General features: G+C 72.4%; 23 protein-coding genes. 19 read left to right on the top strand and 4 right to left on the bottom strand.

Annotation, left to right across the window (positions count from 1 at the left end; all coding sequences use genetic code 11):
- Positions 1 to 6: 6 nt before the first annotated feature.
- From N7925_RS05360 to N7925_RS05350, 3 genes are read right to left on the bottom strand one after another with little or no spacing between them, the layout of a single operon-like run.
- Positions 7 to 1,515 carry an FAD-binding protein gene (locus N7925_RS05360; RefSeq protein ID WP_274343203.1) on the bottom strand — a complete coding sequence of 503 codons (1,509 nt, stop codon included), beginning with the start codon at positions 1,513 to 1,515 and terminating at the stop codon, positions 7 to 9.
- Between the two features lie 40 nt (positions 1,516 to 1,555).
- The gene (locus tag N7925_RS05355; RefSeq protein ID WP_274343202.1) at positions 1,556 to 3,067 is read right to left on the bottom strand and encodes a flavin-containing monooxygenase; all 1,512 of its coding nucleotides are present in this window, start codon (positions 3,065 to 3,067) and stop codon (positions 1,556 to 1,558) included.
- A gap of 5 nt (positions 3,068 to 3,072) precedes the next feature.
- Positions 3,073 to 3,957, bottom strand: coding sequence for a class I SAM-dependent methyltransferase (locus tag N7925_RS05350; RefSeq protein WP_274343201.1), 885 nt, complete (start codon positions 3,955 to 3,957; stop codon positions 3,073 to 3,075).
- A 204-nt stretch (positions 3,958 to 4,161) separates the two neighbouring features.
- On the opposite strand from N7925_RS05350, the gene N7925_RS05345 reads away from it, so the two are divergent.
- The 3 genes from N7925_RS05345 to N7925_RS05335 are packed head-to-tail and all read left to right on the top strand — an operon-like array spanning position 4,162 to position 6,167.
- Positions 4,162 to 4,422 carry a hypothetical protein gene (locus N7925_RS05345; RefSeq protein WP_265598345.1) on the top strand — a complete coding sequence of 87 codons (261 nt, stop codon included), beginning with the start codon at positions 4,162 to 4,164 and terminating at the stop codon, positions 4,420 to 4,422.
- A gap of 9 nt (positions 4,423 to 4,431) precedes the next feature.
- A complete protein-coding gene (locus N7925_RS05340; protein WP_265598344.1) occupies positions 4,432 to 5,415 on the top strand; it encodes a 3-oxoacyl-ACP synthase III family protein in 984 nt (327 codons plus the stop codon).
- Positions 5,412 to 6,167, top strand: coding sequence for an SDR family NAD(P)-dependent oxidoreductase (locus N7925_RS05335; protein ID WP_274343200.1), 756 nt, complete (start codon positions 5,412 to 5,414; stop codon positions 6,165 to 6,167). The genes N7925_RS05340 and N7925_RS05335 overlap by 4 nt, the downstream gene beginning before the upstream one ends.
- Positions 6,168 to 6,236: 69 nt before the next feature.
- Here N7925_RS05335 and N7925_RS05330 read toward each other — a convergent pair whose 3' ends face one another.
- Positions 6,237 to 7,043 (bottom strand): AfsR/SARP family transcriptional regulator, encoded by an 807-nt coding sequence (locus tag N7925_RS05330; protein ID WP_274343199.1) that lies wholly within the window; start codon positions 7,041 to 7,043, stop codon positions 6,237 to 6,239.
- Between the two features lie 409 nt (positions 7,044 to 7,452).
- On the opposite strand from N7925_RS05330, the gene N7925_RS05325 reads away from it, so the two are divergent.
- The 16 genes from N7925_RS05325 to N7925_RS05250 all read left to right on the top strand — a co-directional run bounded on the left by N7925_RS05325 (position 7,453) and on the right by N7925_RS05250 (position 22,472).
- Positions 7,453 to 8,667 (top strand): aminotransferase class I/II-fold pyridoxal phosphate-dependent enzyme, encoded by a 1,215-nt coding sequence (locus tag N7925_RS05325; protein ID WP_274343198.1) that lies wholly within the window; start codon positions 7,453 to 7,455, stop codon positions 8,665 to 8,667.
- 89 nt (positions 8,668 to 8,756) lie between these two features.
- Entirely contained in the window at positions 8,757 to 10,016 is a 1,260-nt protein-coding gene (locus N7925_RS05320; RefSeq protein ID WP_274343197.1) for a beta-ketoacyl-[acyl-carrier-protein] synthase family protein, read from the top strand.
- Positions 10,013 to 10,861 carry a MaoC/PaaZ C-terminal domain-containing protein gene (locus tag N7925_RS05315; protein ID WP_274343196.1) on the top strand — a complete coding sequence of 283 codons (849 nt, stop codon included), beginning with the start codon at positions 10,013 to 10,015 and terminating at the stop codon, positions 10,859 to 10,861. The genes N7925_RS05320 and N7925_RS05315 overlap by 4 nt, the downstream gene beginning before the upstream one ends.
- Positions 10,858 to 12,360: an AMP-binding protein gene (locus N7925_RS05310; RefSeq protein WP_265598338.1), complete on the top strand. Its 1,503-nt coding sequence runs from the start codon at positions 10,858 to 10,860 to the stop codon at positions 12,358 to 12,360. Before N7925_RS05315 ends, N7925_RS05310 begins: the two co-directional genes overlap by 4 nt.
- A gap of 98 nt (positions 12,361 to 12,458) precedes the next feature.
- Positions 12,459 to 12,722, top strand: a complete 264-nt coding sequence (locus N7925_RS05305; RefSeq protein ID WP_265598337.1) for an acyl carrier protein — start codon at positions 12,459 to 12,461, stop codon at positions 12,720 to 12,722.
- A gap of 3 nt (positions 12,723 to 12,725) precedes the next feature.
- On the top strand, positions 12,726 to 13,742 hold the full coding sequence (locus N7925_RS05300; protein WP_265598336.1) for an anthranilate phosphoribosyltransferase: 1,017 nt from the start codon (positions 12,726 to 12,728) through the stop codon (positions 13,740 to 13,742).
- The gene (gene trpA / locus N7925_RS05295; RefSeq protein WP_265598335.1) at positions 13,732 to 14,595 is read left to right on the top strand and encodes a tryptophan synthase subunit alpha; all 864 of its coding nucleotides are present in this window, start codon (positions 13,732 to 13,734) and stop codon (positions 14,593 to 14,595) included. Before N7925_RS05300 ends, trpA begins: the two co-directional genes overlap by 11 nt.
- Positions 14,558 to 14,932, top strand: a complete 375-nt coding sequence (locus tag N7925_RS05290) for an ectoine synthase (protein WP_265598334.1) — start codon at positions 14,558 to 14,560, stop codon at positions 14,930 to 14,932. The genes trpA and N7925_RS05290 overlap by 38 nt, the downstream gene beginning before the upstream one ends.
- Positions 14,933 to 15,066: 134 nt before the next feature.
- On the top strand, positions 15,067 to 16,212 hold the full coding sequence (locus tag N7925_RS05285; protein WP_265598333.1) for an acyl-CoA dehydrogenase family protein: 1,146 nt from the start codon (positions 15,067 to 15,069) through the stop codon (positions 16,210 to 16,212).
- Positions 16,209 to 16,931, top strand: coding sequence for an N-(5'-phosphoribosyl)anthranilate isomerase (locus N7925_RS05280; RefSeq protein WP_274343195.1), 723 nt, complete (start codon positions 16,209 to 16,211; stop codon positions 16,929 to 16,931). Before N7925_RS05285 ends, N7925_RS05280 begins: the two co-directional genes overlap by 4 nt.
- Positions 16,932 to 16,942: 11 nt before the next feature.
- Positions 16,943 to 17,791: an indole-3-glycerol-phosphate synthase gene (locus N7925_RS05275; protein ID WP_265598331.1), complete on the top strand. Its 849-nt coding sequence runs from the start codon at positions 16,943 to 16,945 to the stop codon at positions 17,789 to 17,791.
- Positions 17,788 to 18,723: an alpha/beta hydrolase gene (locus N7925_RS05270; protein ID WP_274343194.1), complete on the top strand. Its 936-nt coding sequence runs from the start codon at positions 17,788 to 17,790 to the stop codon at positions 18,721 to 18,723. Before N7925_RS05275 ends, N7925_RS05270 begins: the two co-directional genes overlap by 4 nt.
- Before the next feature lie 151 nt (positions 18,724 to 18,874).
- The gene (locus N7925_RS05265; protein ID WP_274343193.1) at positions 18,875 to 19,468 is read left to right on the top strand and encodes an anthrone oxygenase family protein; all 594 of its coding nucleotides are present in this window, start codon (positions 18,875 to 18,877) and stop codon (positions 19,466 to 19,468) included.
- Between the two features lie 250 nt (positions 19,469 to 19,718).
- Entirely contained in the window at positions 19,719 to 20,984 is a 1,266-nt protein-coding gene (pcaDC, locus tag N7925_RS05260) for a bifunctional 3-oxoadipate enol-lactonase/4-carboxymuconolactone decarboxylase PcaDC (RefSeq protein WP_265603753.1), read from the top strand.
- Between the two features lie 12 nt (positions 20,985 to 20,996).
- A complete protein-coding gene (locus tag N7925_RS05255; RefSeq protein WP_274343192.1) occupies positions 20,997 to 21,650 on the top strand; it encodes an MBL fold metallo-hydrolase in 654 nt (217 codons plus the stop codon).
- Between the two features lie 42 nt (positions 21,651 to 21,692).
- Positions 21,693 to 22,472, top strand: a complete 780-nt coding sequence (locus N7925_RS05250; RefSeq protein ID WP_265598327.1) for an exodeoxyribonuclease III — start codon at positions 21,693 to 21,695, stop codon at positions 22,470 to 22,472.
- Positions 22,473 to 22,510 lie beyond the last annotated feature (38 nt).

The raw sequence follows: 22,510 nt of genomic DNA, 5'->3' as shown, positions 1-22,510 counted from the left end.
GCTCGGTCAGCCGAAGAAGCCCTGACCGGGGGTGAGGACGTTGCCGGGGTCGAACCTGCGCTTGGCGTCGCACAGCGCCCCGTAGCTGCTGCCGAAGTGGCGCCGCCAGTCCGAGGCGGTCAGGTCCGGCACCGCCCCGACGAGGTAGCGTTTGGCGCCCAGCTCCACGGCACGGTCGTACAGCCAGCGGTTCTGCTTGACCATCCGCGCGATCTCGGCGTCGCTGGTTCCCGGGTTCGGGAAGCGCAGCAGGTCGAAGAGGTACCCGGTCCTGTCCCTCGGCTGGACCGCCATGGGCGCGGTGATTTTGGACGTCGGGTACGGGTAGGTGAGCATCACCCCGGCGCCCAGCCCCTCCGTGGTGAGCTGGCTCTCCACCAGGCGCAGGAAACGGGCGGCCGAGTAGCGCGGCAGGAAGAGGCTCAGCCACGGCTTGGCCTCGAACCAGTGCCCGCCCTCCTTGAGGAAGGCCTCGTAGCCGTCCAGCCGGAAGAGGTAGTCGCGCAGCGCGTAGTCCTCGATGTGTGCCTCGGCGCGCAGGTCCTTCAGGCCCGACAGCAGTCTCGCCCGGTCGGGGACGCGACCGCCGGAGTACGTGGCGACCGCCTCGATCTTGTAGCGCCAGCCGGAGCCGTCCGGCTTGCGGACCATCTCGCCGCCCTGCATCTGGAAGCGGCGGTCGGCGAGCAGGATCTCCGAGTCCTCCATGAAGGCCGTGACGTCGCCGTAGAACAGGCTGAAGACGGTGGCCCGCTCGGCGGCCGGCACGGTCCGCAGTGTCACGCTGACGATGACGCCGACCTGGCCGCCCCCGGCCAGCGCGGTGTGGAACAGGTCGGAACGCCGGGTCTTCGAGGTGGTGACGACCTCACCGGTGCCGGTCACCACGGTCATCGAGGTCACGGTGTCCGCGATGAGACCTTCGGAGCCCATGGTCAGGCCGATGCCCCCGACACTGATCGTGCCGCCCACCGAGAGCGGCAGGTAGTCCGGCAGGGCGGGCAGGGTGCGGCCGCGGGGCAGCAGGTGGTCGGTGATCTCCGCCCAGGTCGCCCCCGCTTCCACGGTGATGGAGTCGCCGCCGGTGGAGAGGATGCGCGCCATCCCGCGGGCGTTGACCGCGATGCCGCCGGGCACGGCGGCCTGGCCGTAGCAGGAGTGGGACTCCAGGTCGCCGCCGGTGCCGCTGCGGCCGTTGACCGCCAGCTTCAGCCGGTTGGACCGCGCGTAGCGGATCATTTCGGCGATGTCCTGGACCGAGCCCGGCGTGAGGACGGCCCAGGGCACGGTGCCGTTGACCAGCCGCCCGAAGTCGTGGCTGTAGGAGCCGAACTGGCCGGCATCCGTGGTGAGTGTGCCGTCCAGCCGCGGTACGGACACGATGCGGTCGCCGGGTCGGCGATCCGGGTCGGCGGCCCAGGCCCAGCTGCCGGTGGTGGCGTTCCAGCCGATCACCGTGGCGGCGGCGCCGACTGTGCCGAGCACTGCTCTTCGGGAAGGGGTGTGCAGATTCACGGGGAGGGGCTCCATGTCTTGTCGGTCACGCGTACGGCGTTCAGGAAGCGGTGGGCACGGGCGCCCGTAGGTCCTCGCTGGTGCTCAGCAGGTGCTCGGCGGGGTCGAACCGGCTGGTGGCCCGCCGGAAGCGCCAGGTGTAGGTCGGCCAGATGGACGGGTTGCGGCCGTGCTCGTCGAGATACCAACTGCGGCAGTTGCCGGCGTTCCACACGGTGCCGTCCAGCCACTGGTCGAGCTTCTGGTTGTAGGCGCGCTGGGCTTCGGGCAGCACCTCCACGCCGGCCAGACCGCGCTTGTCCATCGTTCGCAGGGCGTCCAGGAGGTAGCTGATCTGCGCCTCGATCATGATCACCTGGGAGGAGTGGCCGAGGGTGGTGTTCGGCCCGAGGAGCATGAACAGGTTCGGGAATCCGGCGACGCCGGTGCCGCGCAGCGCGCTCATGCCCTCGCTCCAGGCGTCCTTGAGGCTGGTGCCGTTCCGGCCGAGGACGCGTTCCGCGATCGGGCGGCGTACCGCCTCGAATCCCGTTCCGAGCACGATGGTGTCCACCGGGCGCTCCCGGCCGTCGGCCGTGACCACCGCGTCCGCGGTGACCTTGGAGATGGCGTCGGTGACCAGCTCGACGTTGGGCTGCTGGATCGCGGGATAGTACGTGTTCGAGAAGAGCAGCCGTTTGCAGGCCATCACGTAGTCCGGGGTGAGCCGGGCCCGGAGTGCCGCGTCCGGCACGCTCTTCCTGAGGTGGTCGGACGCCATCTTCTGCATCTTCCCGGCGACGGCCGGGCGCGCCATCACGAACGCCAGGATCTCCCGGCCCCACATGTTGAAGTTCCGGCGGAAGCGCTGGTAGCCGGGGGCGGAGGACAGCAGTTTCGTCTGGAGGGCGCTGTTGGCCTTGTCGTTCTTCGGGCCGATCCAGGGCGGGGTGCGCTGGTAGAGGTCGAGCTGCCCGACCTCCGGCTGGATGGCGGGGACGAACTGGATGGCGGACGCCCCGGTGCCGATGACGGCGACCCGGCGGCCGGTGAGGTCCAGGTCGTGGCGCCACCGGGAGGAGTGGAAGACCTCGCCCCGGAACCCGGAGAGACCGGGGATGCCGGGGATGGCCGGCTCGCTGAGGTAGCCGGTGCCCGTGACCAGGACCCGGGCGGTGTAGTCGCCGCCCGTGGTGGAGATCAGCCACCGCTTGCGCAGGTCGTCCCAGCGTGCCTCGGTCAGCTCGTGTCGGAAGCGGATGCGCGAGCGCACCCCGAACCGGTCGGCGCAGTCACGCAGATAGTCGAAGAGCTCCCCCTGCTTGCCGAAGGTGCTTTTCCAGTTCGGGTTCGGTGCGAACGAGAACGAGTACAGGTGCGACATCACGTCACAGGCGCAGCCCGGGTAGGTGTTGTCGCGCCAGGTGCCGCCGACCTCGTCGGCCCTCTCGAAGACCAGGAAGTCGTCGATGCCCTGTTGCATGAGCCGGATCGCGGTGCCGAGCCCGGAGAATCCGCTGCCGATCACCGCCACCCGCAGATCGCGGGCCGGGTCCAAGGGTGCCTGAGCCATCCCGGTCACCCCTTGCGGGCCAGCGTCATCCGGAAGTTGTTGAAGAAGCGGTCCTCCAGCGTGTACGCGAAGATGTCCAGGTAGCGCTCGAAGCGGGCCACCACCTCCTCGCTCTCCAGCGCCACGGCCTCCTCGCGCCGCTCGGCGAGCAGCACCAGCCAGGCGCGGCAGGCCCGGGCGAACGCCTCACGCTCGTTGACCAGCTCCACCACCTCGAACAGGCCCTCGGCGGCGGCCGCCAGCTCGTGCAGGTGCGGGATGTGCATTCCGGCGAACTCGGAACGCTGGAGGAACTTCAGGTCCGCCAGGATCCTCCGGCCGATCGGCTGGGCCTCGGCGGTCATCGTGTGCAGGACGAACCGGCCGTCCGGCACCAGCGCTTCGTGCACCTGCCGGAAGAAGAACCTGTAGCGCTGGGTGCGCTCCTTCGGTGACAGGCTGGAGGGTACGAAGTGCTCCAGTGCGTTGACGCAGAACGCGGCGTCGTAGGCCCCCGGGTCGCTGTGCTCCGACCAGCTCTCCACCCGGGTGGTGAGGGCCGGGTTGTCCAGGCCCGCGATGAACTCGGCCTGGGTGCGGCTCAGCGTCAGGCCGACCGCCTCGCGCACGCCGTGCTTCCGCGTCAGCCGGTCCATCAGGGTGCCCCAGCCGCAGCCGATGTCCAGCACCCGGCCCTTGCCCGCCGCGTCCGCAAGCTCGGCGAACGCGTCGAGTTTGCGCTCCTGCGCGATGTCCAGGGCCTCGGTGAGGCCCTCGTCCTCCTGCCAGTAGCCGCCGCTGTACATCATGCTGGGTCCCAGCAGCAGCTGGTAGAACTCGTTTCCCACCTCGTAGTGGTGGCGGACTGCGTCCACCTCCGGCTCCGCGGTGTAGGAGGCACTCGTCGCCATCCTCGCCCTCTCCTCGCAGCTTCTGCCGACCGGGCGCAGAGCGCGCCGTACGGCTGTCCGGTCCTGAACCGTGCTGAGAGGGAGCCAAGCGGACCTGTGCAATCCGTCCGCAACAGCGGCGTGTGACCGCTCTGTTGCGGCTCGGTTGCGAGGAGGGGCTTGCATGCCGACACGACCGTACGTCGCGTTGAGAGAGGAACAATCATGGCACTGCCGACTGTCGAGGTTCTCTCGGAGCAGCTCGCCGCCGTCTCCGGAGCCCCCGAAGTGACGCCCGACGCGCCGATCCGGCACACCCCGGGTGTGGACTCGCTGGACCTCATGGAGTGGCTCTACAACTTCCAGAACGAGCACCCGGACATCCCTGCCGACGAGTCCCTCTTCGCGGACCTGGACGACAGCACGACCATGCGGGACGTGTACGCGAAGCTGGTCGATCTGGCGCCGCAGCCGGCCGAGGCCTGAGGCGGGCCCATGAGTGGATTCGCCGTCGCCGGGTGGGGCAAGGCCCTGCCCGAGCGGGTCATCACCAGCACCGAACTGGCCGAGCGCTTCGGGGTCGACGAGCACTGGGTCGTCAGCCGTTGCGGCATCCATGAGCGGCGGGCGGTGGACCCGGGGCAGACCACCGCGTCCCTGGCCATCGACGCGGGCCGCGCCGCACTCGCCAGGGCGGGGCTGACCGGTGCCGACATCGCCCATCTGATCGTGGCCACGGCCACACCCGAGCAGCCGTCCCCGGCCACCTCCGCCTTCGTCCACCACGCACTGGGCATCGGCGGCGGGGCGATGGACGTCAACTCCGAGTGCGCGGGCTTCGTCTACGGGCTGGTCGCGGCCATGGGCATCCTGCGCATGGACCGCCGTCCGATCCTCCTCGTCGGCTCGGACACCCACACCTTGACCGTCGATCCCGCCGACCGGGACCTCTCCATCCTCGTCGGCGACGGCGCGGCCGCGGTGGTTCTCGTACCAGGTCCGGAAGATCCCGTTCTGGCCTGGAACCTGGGCGCGGATGGATCATGTGCAGATGCACTGAAGGTCCAAGCGGGCGGAAGTCGGATGCCCACGACACCGGAAACGGTCGCGCAGGGGCTCCATTTCGCGCAGATCAAGGGAAACGAGATCTACCTCAACGCCGTTCGTTTCACGGTGCGGACGGTGCGCGAGACGCTGGAGAGGGCCAAGATATCTCCGGCGGAGGTGGACCACGTCATCCCGCACCAGGCGAACATCCGCATCATCAACTCCGTGATGCAGCACTCGGGTCTGCGCCCGGAGTCCCTGATCACCAATCTGGACCGGTACGGCAACACCGCGTCGGCCTCTGTCCCGCTGGCGCTCACCGAGGCGCTGGACGCGGACCGGATCAAGGCCGGGGAGCTGGTGCTGCTCGCCGGGTTCGGGGCGGGCATGACCTGGGGTTCGGTCCTGATGCGCTGGGGAGGCACCGCGTGAGCGGAGGAAAGGAAGCGGGCAAGCGGCCCGAGGCGCCGGTGGCTCTGGTCACCGGCGCCTCGGGCGGCCTCGGGCAGGCGCTGGCGGTCGAACTGGACGCGCTGGGCTGCCGGGTGGCCGTCCACTACCGCAGCTCGGCCGACCAGGCCCGCGCGGTGAGCGAGAAGCTGACCAACGGCTCGGTCGTCGTCGGCGCGGACGTCGGCTCCTGGGAGGAGACCCAGCGGCTCTACCGCGAGGTCGAGGAGGCGCTCGGCCCCATCGACGTGGTGGTCAACAACGGAGCCGTCCGCAAGGACGCCCTGATGGCGATGCAGTCCCCGGACGACTGGCACGAGGTCATCCGTACCAACCTGCTGGGATCGTTCCACACCAGCCGGGTGGCGCTGCCGTACATGCTGCGGCGGCGCTGGGGCCGGATCGTCAACGTGGTCTCGCCGTCGGGCTTCATCGCCACGGCGGGGCAGACCGCGTACTCCGCCTCCAAGGCGGGTGTCATGGGGATGACCCGTGCGCTGGCGGCGGAGTGCGGCCGGCGCGGGGTCACGGTGAACGCCCTGTCACCCGGGTTCATGATCACCGGCATGACCGATCAGCTGCCGGAGAGCGTCGTGTCGGACATGGCGCGCAAGGCGCCGGTCCCGCGGTTCGTCACGGTCGAGGAGGTCGCCCGCGGCGTCTCCCTCTTCCTCGACCAGGACTGCATGACCGGACAGGTGGTCAGCATCGACAGCGGGGTCTCGATCATGTGAGCCGGCGCCGCGGCAGGACGGCATCGGGGAGGAACGCGGACCGCGTTCCTCCCCGATGCCGTTCAGGGTTCAGGTCGGCCGGTGCGCTGACATCGTTTCCCACCCCGCCCCGGCGGGAGAGACCGGGAGCCGGGTCCGCTCCAGCAGGCCCAGGTAGGCGGCCTCGCTCTCGGGGCTCGGATCGCAGCCCAGCTCCTCGGCGAGGATGACGCGCAACTGCTGGTATATACGCAGGGCCTCGGCTCTGTTCCCGGCCAGCCGGTGAGCGGTCATCTGGCAGCGGTAGGCGCTCTCCCGGAACGGCGCCTGGCGCACCGCCTCCTCCGCGTACCGCAGGGCGTGGTGGGTGTCGCCGAGCGCGGACGAGGAACTGCTGGCGGTCTCCAGAGCGGAGACCCGCAACTCCTTGAGGTGGCGCCGGACGGACTCCACCCACTCGCTCTCGTGGGAGGCGAGGAACGGCCCGCGCAGCAGGGACACGGCGGTGGTGGCGAGCCGCTGCGCGGTGCTGTGGTCACCCTCACGGTGGGCGGCGGCCGCGGTGAGGGCGGCCTGCTCCGCGCGCTCCACATCCACCTGGGCGTACTCCGGCAGCTGGAGCAGGTAGCGCCCGCCGCGTGCGATCACCGCCGGCCCGGCGCTCTCCCGCTCCGAGAGGAGAGCCCGAAGGCGGCTGACGACACTGCGTAACGCCGAGGCCCAGGTGCTGGGCAGGCCATCCGGCCATATGGTGTCGGCGAGTTGTTCCCGGCCTGTGCCGGAAGGACGCTCCAGGCAGAGCCGGGCCAGGGCGATCTGCACCTGATGGCTGGCCAGGACCCGCGGGGCTTCGGATTCATGTTCGATGGAGACAAGGCCGACAAGCCTGATGAGCACGGTCGATCCCCCCAAGAAGGTTGAGGCGACTTCCTCGGCGGCAACGAAGACGGAAGTCGACTTTCTGGCGTGCGTGCGGTTCCGTGCGCAAGCCCGGGGCGCGACTCGTGGACCGAGCGGACGTGAGGGTCCCGTGCGGGGTCTGCGGTGGGCCGGAATGAGCTTGGTCAAATCTTCTCCACGGCTGAGTAAATAGCATTCTCGTTCAAAAGGAGTGCGTGTCAACCGCGCAATAAAGTTGCAGAAGTTAACGAGCGGTGAATCAGAAGCTCCGGCGCATGCCGGAAGCTCGGTGACTGTTTGATCTTGCTCCCGTGTTGCGCCTTGATTGCGAGAAGGCCGTTGAATTCGAGGCGCATCAGATCGTTGCACCCGTGTGCAATGGCAGTCACCAATGAGAGGACGGCCGATGGCATCCGCAGCGTGGGGGAGAATCGCGCACAAACTGGAAGCGACGCAGCGCCGCGTGTCCTCCCTGGAGTGGGAGTCCGAGCGCCGCAACAGCTTCGTCCCCTACACCGCCGAGCGCGACACGGCCTACGTCGACCTCGACGGCCGACGGCTGCTGATGATGTCCGGCTACAGCTATCTGGGCCTCTCCGGTGACGAGCGCGTGGTGGCGGCGGCCCGGGCCGCCGCGGACCGCTACGGCACCGGCAACCACGGAGTGCGGGCCCTCGCCGGCTCCATCCCCCTGCACGAGGAGCTGGAGGCCGAGGTCGCCGTCGTCGCCGAGCGGGAACGGGCCATCGTCTTCGGCTCCGGCTACGCGGCCAACGTCGGCACGATCGGCGCCCTGGTCGGTCCGGGCGACACCGTCTTCGTCGACAAGTACGCCCACGCCAGCATCGTCGACGGCTGCCGCCTCAGCGGCGCCACCGTGGTCCGCTTCCGGCACAACGACACCGACCATCTGGCCCGCCGCATGGAGGCCGCCGCCCCCGGCGGAGTCCGCCTGGTCATCGTCGACAGCGTCTACTCCATGGACGGAGACATCGCGCCGCTACCCCGACTCCGCGAGGTATGCGACGCCCACGAGGCGTTGCTGATGACCGACGAGGCCCACGCCCTCGGCGTCATCGGTCGCACCGGTCTGGGGGTGGAGGAGCACTTCGGCCGCCAGGTGCGGGTGGACGTCAAGCTCGGCACCCTGTCCAAGGCCATCCCCTCCATGGGCGGCTGGGTCGCCGGCTCGGCCGAGCTGATCGGACATCTCCGATACGCCGCACGGCCGTTCCTCTTCTCCGCGGCCCTCGCACCCGCCTCGGCGGGTGCCGCCCTGGAGGCGCTGCGCGTGCTGCGCGCCGAACCGGAGCGCGTCGCCCGCGTCCAGCGGTACGGCGCCCGGTTCCGGGAGCTGGTGACCGCGGGCGGCATGCGGACCGGCGACAGCGAGACCGCCGTCGTCCCGCTCATCGCGGGCAGTGACGAGTCGGCCTACGACCTGGCCACCACCGCACGCCGCCTGGGCGTGATCGGGCTGCCCGTGGTCACCCCCGCCGTACCGCGTGACCTGGCCCGGCTGCGGATCGCCGTCACCGCACGGCACACGGACACGGACGTGGAGCTCGCCGCCGAGGCATTCCTCAAGGCCGCGGGGGAGTGCGGCCTGCTGACGGGCTGACCTCCCCGCCGCCGGCGCATCCCGCGCTCGCGGTTCACCGTGTCCACGGCCGACGGCCGGTCACCGGAACGGGAAGGAAGCACAGGACCATGCGCAACGAGGCGGAACGCTCCGCCCGGCCGGACGTCGCCATCAGCGGGATCGGCACCGTCACCCCGGCCGGACTCACCACCGACCACCTGTGGAACGCGGTCTCGGCAGGCCGCTCCCTCGCGGTCGACCTCACCCACTTCGACACCGCCGGCCACCGCATCCGCATCGGCTGCCGGGTGCCGGAGCTCACCGGCCACGGCCTGCCCTGGCAGGAGGCGCTGGCGAGCAAGGCCGCCCAGCGGCTCGATCCCTTCGCCCGCTACGGGCTCGCCGCCGCGCTGGCCGCCCACGCCGACGCAGGGCTGCCGCAGGCGCCCGCCGCCCGCTGCGCCATCATCGTCGGCAACGCCGTCGGCGGGCGCACCACCAGCGACGCCGAGTCCGTCAACTTCGCCGCGAAAGGCCCCGGCGGGGTGCGCCCGATGATGCCCCTGATGACGATGCCGAACGCGGCCGCCGCCCAGATCGCCCTCCAACTGGGCTGGCACGGACCGGCCCTCACCGTCAGCACCACCTGCGCCAGCGGGGCCGACGCCATCGGGATCGGCGCGGCCATGCTCCGCGACCACCGCGCCGACGTGGTGATCGCGGGAGGCTGCGAGGCGACCCTCACCCCGATCACCCTCGCCGGGTTCGGCAACCTCAACGCCGCCTCCACCCGTACCGAGGCCGCCACGGCGTGCCGGCCCTTCGACGTGAGCCGGGACGGCTTCGTGATGGGCGAGGGCGCCGCCTTCGTGGTGCTGGAACGGGCGGCGGACGTACGGGCCCGGCGCGGCCGGGCGCACGGCCTGGTCGCCGGATACGCCGCGACCTCCGACGCCCACCACCTCTCGGCCCCGCACCCGGACGGGGCGTTCGCCGCCGAGGCCATGTCCGGTGCGCTCGCCGACGCCGGGCTGACACCGTCGGACATCGCCCATGTCAACGCCCACGGCACCGCCACCGTGCACAACGACCGAGCCGAAGCCGCAGCCCTGACCAAGGTGTTCGGGCCCCACTGCCCCCCGGTCACCGCCAGCAAAGGCGTACTCGGCCACCTCATCGGAGCGGCCGGAGCCGTCGAACTCGTCGTCGCCGTGCTGACGATGAACGCCGGCGCGGTGCCGCCCACCGCCAACCACACACGAACGGAACCCGAGATGGAGATCGACGTGGTCCACGCCACCCCGCGCTCCGTCCCCACCGGCCCCGCGCTGACCAACTCCTTCGGCTTCGGCGGCCACAACAGCAGCCTGGTGGTGACCCCCGCATGACGACCCTGCCCGGATCCGCACTCGACCCGTCCGCACCGCTCCTCGACGCGGGCGCCGCCGGCCACTACCGCACCGTCACCCGCCGGGCGCTCGGCCGCCCGGCGTCCGACCGGTCCGGGACGGGCCCCCTTGCCGCCTTCGTCCTCACCCACCCCCTCGCCGAACGCACCGTCGCCGATCTCGCCGCCGGACACGGCCCCTACTCCCTGGTGCACCTCGCCCAGCAGATCGAGCTGCACCACCCGGCGCGCGCCGGGGCCCCGCTCGACGCGTCCGCCGAACTGGACGCCGTACGTGTCGAACCCAAGGGCACCCGGCTCGCCCTGACCACCACGCTCACCGACCGGACGACCGGCGTCGAACAGGCCCGGCTCACCGCCCACATCCTGCTCGTCGGCATCGGGGCCGCAGAACCGCGCGGCACGCTCGTCCCCACGGCCGTGCCCCGCCAGGAGGCGCCCGGCGCCACGGTCAGCCACGACCTCGGAATCGACCGGGCGTGGATCGCCGACTACGGCCACGCCGCCGGAGACCTCAACCCGGTCCACCTCGACCCGCAGGCCGCCCGGCGAGCCGGGTTCGCGGACGTCATCGCACACGGCATGAGCCTCGTCTCGCTCGCCGTGGAAGAGGCCGCCGAACGTTACGCGGACGGGGACGCCGACCGGGTCCTGGCCGTCGGCGCGCGCTTCGCCCGCCCGGTCCTGCCCGGCGAGGGAACCACCCTCGACCTCACGCCCTCCGCCGCCGGGGACACCGTCGCGTTCACCGTGCGCTCCCAGGGCGCCACCGCGGTCAAGAGCGGCCGGCTCCGGCTGGGCCCCGCGACGGGAGCCGGCCGATGAACGGTGCCGAGCGGTACGGCGGGACCGCCGACGCCGTACTCCGCTGGGCCGAAAAGACCCCGGACGCCCCCGCCCTGTGGTGGAACGGCACCCCCACCAGCTACCGGGAACTGGCCGAGGCGACCGACGCCGCCCGCGCCCGCCTCGCCGAACAGGTGCCCGTCGGAGCCACGCTCGCCGTGCTCGACGACAAGTCGCCCGGCACCGTCGCCACCATCCTCGCCTGTCTGGCCTCCGGACGCCCCGCGCTGCTGCCCTCGCCCACTCTGCCGTCCGGCCACCTCGCGGCGGTGATGGCGGAGGCGGGCTGCCGGTACGCGCTCGCCGGGCCGACCGTCACGGCGGCGGGCCCGCACCGCGACGAGCGCCGCGGAGGAGCGGTGCCTCCGGGCACCGCCGTCGTTCTCACCACCTCCGGCTCCACCGGAATCCCCAAGGCCGTCCCCCTGCCGCACAAGGCGGTGGACGCCTTCACCGGCTGGGCCGCCGACGCCTTCGGCATCACCGAGTCCACCCCCGTCCTCAACTACGCCCCGCTCAACTTCGACCTCTGCCTGCTCGACGTCTGGACCACCCTCGCCCACGGCGGTCAGGTGGTGCTGGTGGACGCCTCGACGGCGGCCGGCGGCTCCCGGCTGCTCCGCCTGATGCGCACCCACCGCGTCGAGGTGGTCCAGGCAGTCCCCCTCTTCCACGCCCTGCTCTGCGCCCAGGCCCGCGCGGAGGACAGCGACCCGCTGGAGACCGTCCGGCACGCGGCGTTCACCGGCGACGTGATGCCCGAGCAGGTGCTGGCCGACCTCGCGGAACTCGTCCCCGGCGCCCGGCTGCACAACATCTACGGCTGCACCGAGACCAACGACAGCCTGATCCACGAGGTCGACCGGCGCCTGCCGTCCTCCCTCCCGATGCCGCTGGGCCGCCCCCTCCCGGGCGTACGCCTCCGGCTGCGGGACTCCGACGGCCGGCTGCTGGCCGGGCCCGGCCGCGGCGAACTGGAGGTCGTCACGCCCTTCCAGAGCACCGGGTACGCCGATCCGCGCCGGGCCGCCGAGAAGTTCGTCCCGGACCCGGCGGCGGACGGCGGCACGGGCACCCCGTGGTTCCGCACCGGGGACCTGGTCGAGAGGGACGCCGACGGCACCCTCCGCCTCGTCGGCCGACTCGACCACCAGGTGAAGATCCGGGGCGTCGCCGTCCACACCGGTGAGGTCGAACAGGTGCTGCTGGAACACCCCGACGTGCTGGAGGCCGGGGCGACCACGGTCCCCGACCCGGTCGAGGGCCGCCGCCTGGTCGCGGTCGTCCGGCTGGAGCACGCTTCCACCGCCACCAGCCTCGACCTCAAACGGCACTGCACCGCCCGGCTGGCCCGCGGCTGGGTGCCGGGTCTCATCACCCCGGTACGCGAGCCTCTGCCGCGCACCGGCACCGGCAAGGTGGACCGTCGCGCGCTCGCGACGGTGACCGCTTCCGCGACCGCCGCGACCGCGTCCTGACCCGGCCCGACCTGCCCGCCGTAGGCCGCCCGCAGCCCCTCGGCAGGCCCCGAAGCCCTGCGAAGACCCCGTACGAGCAACCCGCCAAGGAGCACCCTGTGAGCAACACCGACCAGATCAGCGAGTACATCGTCCGGGAGTTCCTGCCCGACCTCACCCCCTCGCAGCTCCCGCACGACCTGGACCTCCTGGCCGACGGCGCCCTCGACAGCCTCGGCGTCCTCAAGCTGATCGCCTGGGTCGAGCACCACTTCCGGCTCGCGGTCGGTGACAGCGACCTCGACCCCGACAACTTCCGCAGCGTCAACGCCATCGACGCCTACATCGCGCGCTCCCGGAGCGCCGCCCCCCTGGGCGGCTGAGCCGTGCACCCGGCCCTCGTCCCGATCATCGACCGGCGCGCACCGGCCGGCCCGGACCAGTGGGACGCGCTCTGGCAGGCGCTGGCCGACGGTGCACTGGACCGCGGTGACGCGCTGGCGCTCCTCGCCTCGCTCACCGCGGCCCTGCCCGAGACCGACGCCCTGCTCGCTCTGCTCGGCACACTGGACCGGCGGCGCCCGCCGCGGCCCGCGACGCCATGGCCCGGCACCGTCAACGTGGTGGGCACCGGGGGCGGGCCGCCCACCGTCAACCTCTCCACGGCCTCCGCGCTGGTCGCCGCCGCCTGCGGGGTCCGGGTCGTCAAGTCCGGCTCACGCGCCCACACCGCGAGCACCGGCTCCATCGACCTCCTGGACCGGCTGGGCGTCCCGCTCGCCGCCTCACTGGACCGGGCGGCCGGCCAACTCGACGCCCACGGCATCGCCTTCACCGGGCCGTTCGTCTACCCCGCGCAGCTGGTCCGGCTCGCTCGGCTGGCCGTCCCCACGTCCATGCGGGCGTTCGGCCGGTTCCTCAACACCGTGGGCCCCTTCCTCGCGGCTGTCCCGGTGGCCGCCCAGGTCACCGGGGTCAGCGGGGGCGAACTCCCGCCCGCCCTGCGGGCCGTCGCAGCCCGGCCGGGAGCCCCGATGACGTGGCTGGTCACCAACCCGCTCGGCGCGGACGAACTCCTCAGCATCTGCGACAACACCCTCCACCTCCCCGACGGCAGCACGCTGACGCTTCGCGCGGGCGACCTCGTCCCCGCCGACGGATCGCCCGACGACCTCGCCCCGGTCTCCCGGGAGGCTGCCGCAGACCACTTCCGTACCGTTCTCGCGGGCCGGGCGGGCGGCCCCCTGCGCGCCACCCTCCAGCTCAACGCCGCCGCGCTCGCCATGGCGTCCGGGCATCGCGACGACTGGGCGAAAGCGGTTGCCGAGGCGGGCGCAGCGCTCGACGAAGGGGCGGCGCTCGACCTGCTGGAGCGGCTGACCGGGGTGGACCATGCCCGCTGACTTCTTCGCCGAGGCCCGCGCCCGCGGGGAGCTGGGCCTGGCGGTCTTCCTCAACGCGGGCGACCCGTCGTTGCCCGTCCTCACCGATCTCGTCGCGCTGCTGGACGAGTCCGGCGTCGACTGCCTGGAACTGGCCGTCCCCTTCCCCGGCTCGCCCACCGACGGGCCCGTCGTGCGCCGCTCCGCCGACCGGGCACTGGCACAGGGCGTCGCGCTGCGCGAGACCCTCGCCTTCGTCGCCACCGTACGACCGGCGCTGAAGCGGCTGCGGATCGCGGTGCTCGCCGACTGGAGCCACAGCCTGCGCACCGTCCCGCCCGCCGACTACGCCCGCGCCGTGGCGGACAGCGGCGCCGACGCCCTCCTGGCCCACGGCCTGCCGCCCCGGTTGAGGCCGGCCCACCACGAGGCGCTGCGCTCGGCGGGCCTGCCGGAGGTCACGACCTGCTACCCGGTCAGCTCACCGGCCACGGTCGCCGAGGCGGCGGCCCATGCCACCGGATACCTCTACCTGGTCGCGCGCTACGGGCGCAGTGGCGCCGGAACGCCCGAGGGCGGCCACGCCGGCCTCGGGCCCTTCGTCGGCTCCCTTCGCGACCTCACCGCCTCCCCGATAGCCGTCGGCTTCGGGGTGTCCACCGCCGAGGATCTCGCCTCCGTCGCCCTGAGCGGCGCGGACGCGGCGATCGTCGGCTCCGCCGGAGTGGCCACGCTGGAACGGAGCCTGGAGGCCGGGTCCGACCCGGTCGACGGCTACCGCTCCTTCGTAGCCGCCCTCGGCCGTCCCGCCACCGCCCGTCCGAAGGAGGACACCCGTGCTCATCCGAAACATCGAGACCGTCAAGACCGTTGACTGGGGCAACGGACTCAGCCGCAGATTCCTACTGGACGCCGACGGCCTGGGCTACAGCGTCACCGACACCACGGTGCGGGCCGGGACCAAGTCCCGCCTGGAGTACCGCAACCACCTGGAGACCTGCTACTGCATCGAGGGCTCCGGCGAGGTGGTGGAACTCGACGGCACCAGTCATCCGCTGACGCCGGGCGTCCTCTACTCGCTCGACAACAACGACCCGCACTTCCTGATCGCCTCGCCCCACGAGGACCTGCGTCTGGTCTGCGTCTTCGCCCCGGCGCTCTGCGGCGACGAGGTCCACAGCCTGGACGAGAACGTCTCCTCCGCTTACTAGGGCCTTTCGCCGCTCACCCGACGGGCGCCTGAACCACGGGCGCCCGCCGACCTGACGACGGCGGAAATCCGCTGTCACCCCTCCGCCCGTCATCGACCGAGGCCACCCGCACGGCCCGTACGGAAGGCTCCGCCATGAGGAATCGAGACGCGGATCAGCAGGCGCTCTGCGCCGGCATGGCCCAGTGGGGCAAGCTCCTGAGCGAAGGACACATCGACGCGGACGCCCGGTCCGCGTTCGAACCGCACCGTTGGCGGTCCCTTGCCGAAAGCGGCGTCCTCGGGCTGCCGTTCCCCCGGCAATGGGGCGGCGCGGGGCAGTCCCTCCTCACCACCCTGCACGTCCTGGAGACCCTCGGCGCAACCTGCCGGGAGTCCGGACTGAACTTCTGCGCCACCACCTCGATGGCCAGCACCGGCGTACCGCTCACCGCCTTCGGCAGCGACGCTCTGCGCGAGCGCTATCTGCCCGGAATCTGCTCGGGCGAGCTGATCGGCGCCCACGCCATCACCGAACCCGACAGCGGCTCGGACGCCATGGCGATGACCACCCGTGCCGAGCGCGACGGCACGCACTACGTCCTCACCGGTGGCAAGGCATTCGTCAGCAACGGCCCGATCGCCGACATATTCGTCGTCTACGCGCGTACGCGCCCGGAAGGCGGACCGCTCGGCACCACCGCCTTCCTCGTGGACCGGGACACCCCGGGGCTCTCCGTCGGCGGCCCGACCGCCAAGATGGGGCTGCGGACCGCGCCACTGTCCACCCTGCACCTCGACAGCTGCCGGATACCCGCCGAGCGGGTGCTGGGCCGGGTGGGCGGCGGACTGCTCGTCCTCGACCACGTCATGAAGCGCGAGATCCTCTTCGGCTTCACCGTCCAGCTCGGCGAGATGCGCCACCGGCTCGAGCGCACCGCCGCCTACGCGAGGGAACGCAGGGCATTCGGCCACCCCATCGGCGACTACCAGGCGGTCTCACACCGCGTGGTCGACATGAAGATCCGCACCGAGACCTCCGCCAAGTGGCTCTACGACACCGCCGAGCGACTCGCGGCGGGCGAGGACATCACCGCCGACCTCGCCATCACCAAGATCCTCGCCAGTGAGGCCGCCCTGTCCACGAGCCTCTCCGCGGTCCGGGTCTTCGGCGGCGCGGGCTACCTCGCCGAGGTCGGCCTGGAGAAGGAGGTTCGGGCGGCTGTCGCCGGCACCCTCTACTCCGGGACCAACGACATCCAGTACAACCACGTCGCCTCGGCCCTGGGGCTGGGCGGATGAGCGTCCCGACCGGGCCGCACCCGCGTCTGCTCAAGGTGTGCGGCGCCACCGCCCCCGAGGAGGCGGCCGCCGTGGCCGCGCGCGCCGATCTCGTCGGCCTCTGGTACGGAGTGGCGAACGGAGCCCGCGACCTGACCGGCGCTCAGCTGGCCGAACTGGCCGAGGCCGTCCGCACCGCGGGCCGGGCCGAGCCCGTGCTCGTCACGTTCCTGCACGACGCCGGCCGGATCGAATCGGCCGCCCGCGCCGCCCGGGTGCGCTGGGTCCAGCTCCATGCCTACCAACCGCCCGCCGCCGTCGCCGCCCTGCGCTCGGCCCTGCCCGACGCGGTGCTGGTCAAGGCGGTGCACGTCCTCGACGGGGCATGCGTGGAGCAGCCCTTCCTCCAGGCGTACGCCCGTGCCGGGGCGGATCTGTTCCTCGTCGACGCGGCGACCCGGGGCGGGGCGGTCGGCAGCACCGGCCACCGTGTGCCGGCCGAGGCGCTGGAGGCCCTGCTGCCCACTCTGCCCCTGCCGTTCCTCCTCGCCGGAGGCCTCACCGAGGCCGACGCCCCCGGCCACGCCTTCGCCGCGTACCCCGGGTTCCGGGGAGTCGACATCGACAACGCCGCCCGTGCCGACGGTGGTCCGCTCGACCCCGCCCGGGTCGCCGTGCTGGACCGCGCCTGGACCGCAACCCCAGCCCCGCTCCCTGGGGAGCACCCCGTTACTCCGTGAGGAAAGACCCGATGACGCAGCCCTTCCTCTCCGCGCTCCTCGGCGCGGAGCGCCCCGTGATCATGGAAGTGAAGTCTCGCGACGCGTACGGCGTCGACCTGTTGCGGGGCCGCGCCCCCGGCGACATCGCCGCCGCCTACGGGCGGGCCGGGGCCCCGTGCGTGTCCGTCGTGACCGGCAGGTGGTTCGGCGGGTCGCCGGCCATGCTGCACGAAGTGACCGCCCGCGTGGACGTCCCGGTCCTGCTCAAGGACTTCGTGACCCGGCGCGACCAGATCGCCACCGCCGCCCGTTCGGGCGTCTCGGCGGTCCTGCTGACCGCCGCGCTGCTGCCCCGGGAGTCCCTGCACGACCTGGCCCGCGAGTGCCAGGCGAAGGGGCTGACCCCGTTCGTGGAGATCACCCGCGCCGAGGAGGCGATCGGTCTGCCGGACCCGCAGACCTGCGTTGTCGCCGTCAACAACAAGGACATCACCGCACGCGAACGGGGCGCCGGGAGCCTGGACCGCAGCCGCGCGCTGCTGCCCGCCGTACGCGCCGCGGGCACGCTCTGCCCCGTGAGCGCCAGTGCGGTGAGCGATCCCACCACCGCCGCCGGTCTGCTGGCCGAGGGCTATCGGGGCCTGCTCATCGGCACCTCGCTCCTGCGCGCCCCGAGCGTGGAGGCCTGGCTGGCCGAACTCGACGCGCACCTGGCCGCGAACACCGGGACGGCTGGGCGCGTCGTGGTCCCGCTGCCCGCCGAAGCGCCCCCGGCCCCGGCGCGCCCCGTCTCCGTCCCCGTCCCCAGCGCGCTGACGCCCGCCGGGCCGGAGCTGTCGGCAGTTCCCGTCGACGAGGCTGGAGGCGTGCCCGCGTGAGCACCGCGCCGACGGACTCGGTAGCCCGGCAGACCTTCGCCCCGAGGGACCTCGCCCCCGAGGGCGTGGAGCAGATCGTGCTCGGCCGGGGCCCCCACCGCCTCGGCGCCTGGCGTGCCGAACCGGCCACCAGGGAGCCGAGGTCCGTGCTCGTCGCCGTCCACGGCCGGGCGATGTCGCCCGGCTACTTCGCCGGGCCGGTCGCCCCGCACACCTCGCTGCTCGCGCTCGCCACCGCGCTCGGCCACACCGTCCTCGCGGTCGAACGGCCCGGTTACGGCCTCTCCCGTGCCGCCCTCCCGCGCGGTCTGCCGCTCGCCGAACAAGCGCGGCTGCTGCGCAGGTCCCTCGCCGAGTACGCCGAACTGCACCCCGTCGGGGCCGGGTTCTTCCTGCTCGGACACTCCGACGGTGGCAAGGCGGCCCTGCACCTGGCGGGGGAGCCCTGGTCCGGGGCGACGGCCGCCGACCGCCTGGTCGGGCTCGACCTCAACGGCTGCGGCTGGCACTACGCGCCGGCCGCCGCCCACTTTCCGGACACCTTCGGCGGCGGCGCGGGCGGGCTCAACTGGGGACCGCTGCGCCTCTATCCGGGCGGCACCTTCCGCGCCAGCCGCGCCTTGCTCCGCGAGGTCCCGGCCGTCGAGGAGGAGGAGACCGGGCGGTGGCCGGCCCGGTTCCCGGCGGCCGCCGCCCGCGTCCGCTGCCCCGTGCGACTCACCTTCGGCGCCTACGAGGGCTGGTGGCGCCTGGACCGGGAGGAGCTGGCGGCCATGGCCGCCGGTTTCACGGGCACGCGCCGCCCCGTCGTGGAACGTCTGCCGGAGGCCGGGCACAACCTCAGCCTCGGTCAGGCCGCCCCGCTCTACCACGCGCGGGCTCTGACGTTCCTGGAGGAGTGCCTGGCCGCGTCCCCCGACCGCCCGAGGTGACGTACTCGTATGCGCGTGAGCGTATGAGGTATGGACCTTGGGGCCCTGAACCTGCTGGGGTGATGACGCGCACCGTGTGCACGCGCCGTTCTGCCGTACGCACCGTACGCCACCAGCCGGAATGACCCATCCGACCGACAGGACGCGCGACATGAGCCACTATTCTCCCCACGCCGCCCCCTACTCGGCGGGTCCGGGCCGGCACAGCGGGGCTCCGCCCGCCCGTGACCGCGTCACCGTGCCGTTACTGGTGGCTTCGGTGCTCTGCACGGGGCTGATGGCGGGGCTGTTCTTCGCCTACGACATCTCCGTGATGCCGGGGCTGGCGGAGTTGGACGACGCCGCGTACGCGACGGCCATGCAGCGGTTCAACGCGGTGATCGACGGCAGTGCGCTGTTCGGCCTGGTCTTCCTCGCCGCGCTGGGGCTCACGGTCGCCGCCGCGATCGTGGCCGCCCGCCGCAGGCACCGCGCGGTGGCCCTGCCGCTGACCGTCGCGGCCGTCTGCTACCTGCTGGCGCTGGTCCTCACCGTCGCGGTCAGCCTCCCCCTCAACGCGGACCTCGCGGCGCTCGGTGACCCCGCGTCCGCCCAGGATCTGCATGCGGTGATCGACGACTTCAAATCGGTCTGGGTGCCGGTGAACGTCTTCCGGACTCTTCTCTGCGTACTGAGTCTCGGCGCTCTGTGCGCCGCGCTGCTCCGTTACGAGAAGACGGATTCTCCCGTGGAAATCCGGCAGTGAGGAAACCGTGATCTCTTCCACGGGCCGACCGTCACCCGTGGATAGGGAAACGCCCGTTCTTTTCTTATATTTGCGTTGGCAATGGTCGACCCTCTTTCTTTTCCGTCGAGTGAAAGAGGGCAGTCGGCGTGTGCGGCGCTCCATCGCCCGTGACGCTCGACACGGCGGCTCACGCACCTGTCCCCCGCCGGTCGGCGGCCCCGGGGGATATGGGAGTGTGGGCACGGTGAGTGAGAAGGCGACGGAAACCATGCAGTACCGCTTCGACGGGCCCGAGGACGCCCCCGTCCTGGTCATCGGCCCCTCGCTGGGCACGACGTGGCACATGTGGGACCGCCAAATACCCGAGCTGTCCCAGCACTGGCGGGTCTTCCGCTACGACCTGCCCGGCCACGGCGGCGCGCCCGCGCACGCCGCCGCCTCCGTCGCCGATCTGGCCGACCGGCTGCTCGCGACGCTGGACGGGCTCGGTGTCCAGCGCTTCGGCTACGCGGGCTGCTCGATCGGCGGGGCCGTCGGCGCCGACCTGGCCCTGCGCCATCCGCACCGGGTCGCCTCGCTGGCGCTCGTCGCCTCCTCGCCCCGGTTCGGCACGGCCGACGAGTTCCGCCGGCGCGGCGTGATCGTCCGCACCAACGGCCTGGAGCCGATCGCCCGCACCGCGCCGGAGCGCTGGTTCACCCCCGGCTTCGCCGCCGCGCAGCCCGCCATCGTCGAATGGGCCGTACAGATGGTCCGCACCACCGACCCCGGGTGCTACATCGCCGCCTGCGAGGCGCTCGCGGCGTTCGACATCCGCGGCGCGCTCGGCCGGATCGGGGTTCCCACCCTGGTGCTGGTCGGGGCGGAGGACCAGGTCACCGGGCCCGCCGAGGCCCGCACGCTGGTCGCCGGGATACCGGACGCCCGCCTGGCGCTCGTCCCCGGGGCCTCGCACCTCGCGCCGGTCGAGCAGCCCGCCGCCGTCAGCGACCTGCTGCTGATGCACTTCTCCACCGCCTGGCAGCAGGACACCTCGGCGGCCATCCCCGTGCTGCCGCTGGTCCCCGGGCCCGCGACGCCCGCCGCCCCGTTCGCCCCGGTGGCCGAGATCGCCCCGGCCGCCGCGCTGCCCGAGACCTCCGCGCCGACGCCGGACGACCGGCACGAGCAGGGCACGAAGGTACGCCGGGAGGTGCTGGGGGACGCCCATGTCGACGCGGTGAACGCCTCGGCCGACGGCTTCACCGAGGACTTCCAGGAGCTGGTCACCCGGTACGCCTGGGGTGAGGTCTGGAGCAGGGACGGCCTCGACCGCCGCACCCGCAGCTGCATCACGCTCACCGCGCTCATCGCCTCCGGCCACCTGGAGGGCCTGGCCGCGCACACCCGCGCCGCCCTGCGCAACGGCCTGACGCCCGCAGAGATCAAGGAAGTGCTCCTCCAGACCGCCGTCTACTGCGGACTCCCGGCCGCCGGAGCCGCGTTCGCCGTCGCGCAGAAGGTGATCCAGGAGGAAACCACGCCGCCCGCGTAGCAGGATGGGGCCATGAACGCATCGCCCGGGGCTCTCGCCCTCACCAAGAAGACCCACTCCTGCGTCCGTATCGAGAAGGAGGGGCGGGTCCTGGTCATCGACCCCGGGGGCTTCTCCGAGGACGACGCGGCGCTCGGCGCCGATGTCGTCCTGGTGACGCACGAGCACCCGGACCACTTCGACGAGGCGCGGCTGCGGGCGGGCCTGGAGGCGAATCCGGCGGCCGAGATCTGGACGCTGCGCAGCGTGGCCCAGCAGCTCTCGGCCGCGTTCCCCGGGCGGGTGCACACCGTGGGCGACGGGGACGCGTTCTCCGCCGCCGGATTCGACGTCACCGTGCACGGCGAGCTGCACGCGGTGATCCACCCCGACATCCCGAGGGTCACCAACGTCGGCTTTCTCGTCGACGGTTCGGTCTTCCACCCCGGCGACGCGCTCACCGTTCCCGACCGCCCCGTCGACACCCTCCTGCTGCCGGTCATGGCCCCCTGGAACAAGATCTCCGAGGTCATCGACTACGTGCGCGAGGTCAAGCCGCGACGGGCCATCGACGTCCACGACGCCCTGCTGACCGATCTGGCACGGCCGATCTACGACAACCAGATCGGGGCCCTGGGCGGCGCGGACCACGGTCGGCTGGCCCCGGGCGGCGTCACCGAGCTGTGAGCCCCCCGGCGACTGTCAGTGGGAGCCGCTAGGTTGGCTGCCATGCGCATCGCCACCTATAACGTCAATTCGATCACCGCCCGGCTGCCGAGGCTGCTGGCCTGGCTGGAGAGCAGCGGCACCGACGTGCTGTGCGTCCAGGAGACCAAGTGCACGGCGGAGCAGTTCCCCACCGCCGCGCTCGCCGAGCTCGGCTATGAGTCCGCGGTCAACGCCACCGGCCGGTGGAACGGGGTCGCGCTGCTCTCCCGCGTCGGCCTCTCCGACGTCGTCACCGGGCTGCCCGACGGCCCGGAGTACGACGGGGTGCAGGAGCCGCGCGCGATCGCGGCGACCTGCGGCCCGCTGCGCCTCTGGTCGGTCTACGTGCCGAACGGCCGCGAGGTCGCGCACGAGCACTACGCGTACAAGCTGCGCTGGCTGGAGGCCCTGCGGAAGGCCGTGGCGGCGGACGCCGCGAAGGCCCTGCCGTTCGCGGTCCTCGGCGACTTCAATGTGGCCCCGACCGACGAGGACGTCTGGGACCCGGCGCTGTTCGCCGGCGCCACGCATGTGACGCCCGCCGAGCGCGCCGCCCTCGCGGCCCTGGAGGCGGAGGGCCTGAGCGAGGTCCTGCCCCGCCCCCTCAAGTACGACCGCGCCTACACCTTCTGGGACTACCGCGAGCTGAGGTTCCCCAAGAACAAGGGCATGCGGATCGACCTCACCTTCGGCAACGCCCCGTTCACCGCCGCCGTCAAGGACAGCTACGTCGACCGCGAGGAGCGCAAGGGCAAGGGGGCGTCGGACCACGCCCCGGTGGTCGTCGACCTCGAACTCTGAGCCGGGATCCACGGGAGCGGAGGCCCCGTCGCACTGAC

Origin of the sequence: Streptomyces sp. CA-278952, assembly GCF_028747205.1 — a bacterium.
Classification (GTDB): domain Bacteria; phylum Actinomycetota; class Actinomycetes; order Streptomycetales; family Streptomycetaceae; genus Streptomyces.
The sequence above is the reverse complement of the archived record's forward strand: the minus strand, read 5'-3'. Positions and strand labels throughout refer to the sequence as shown.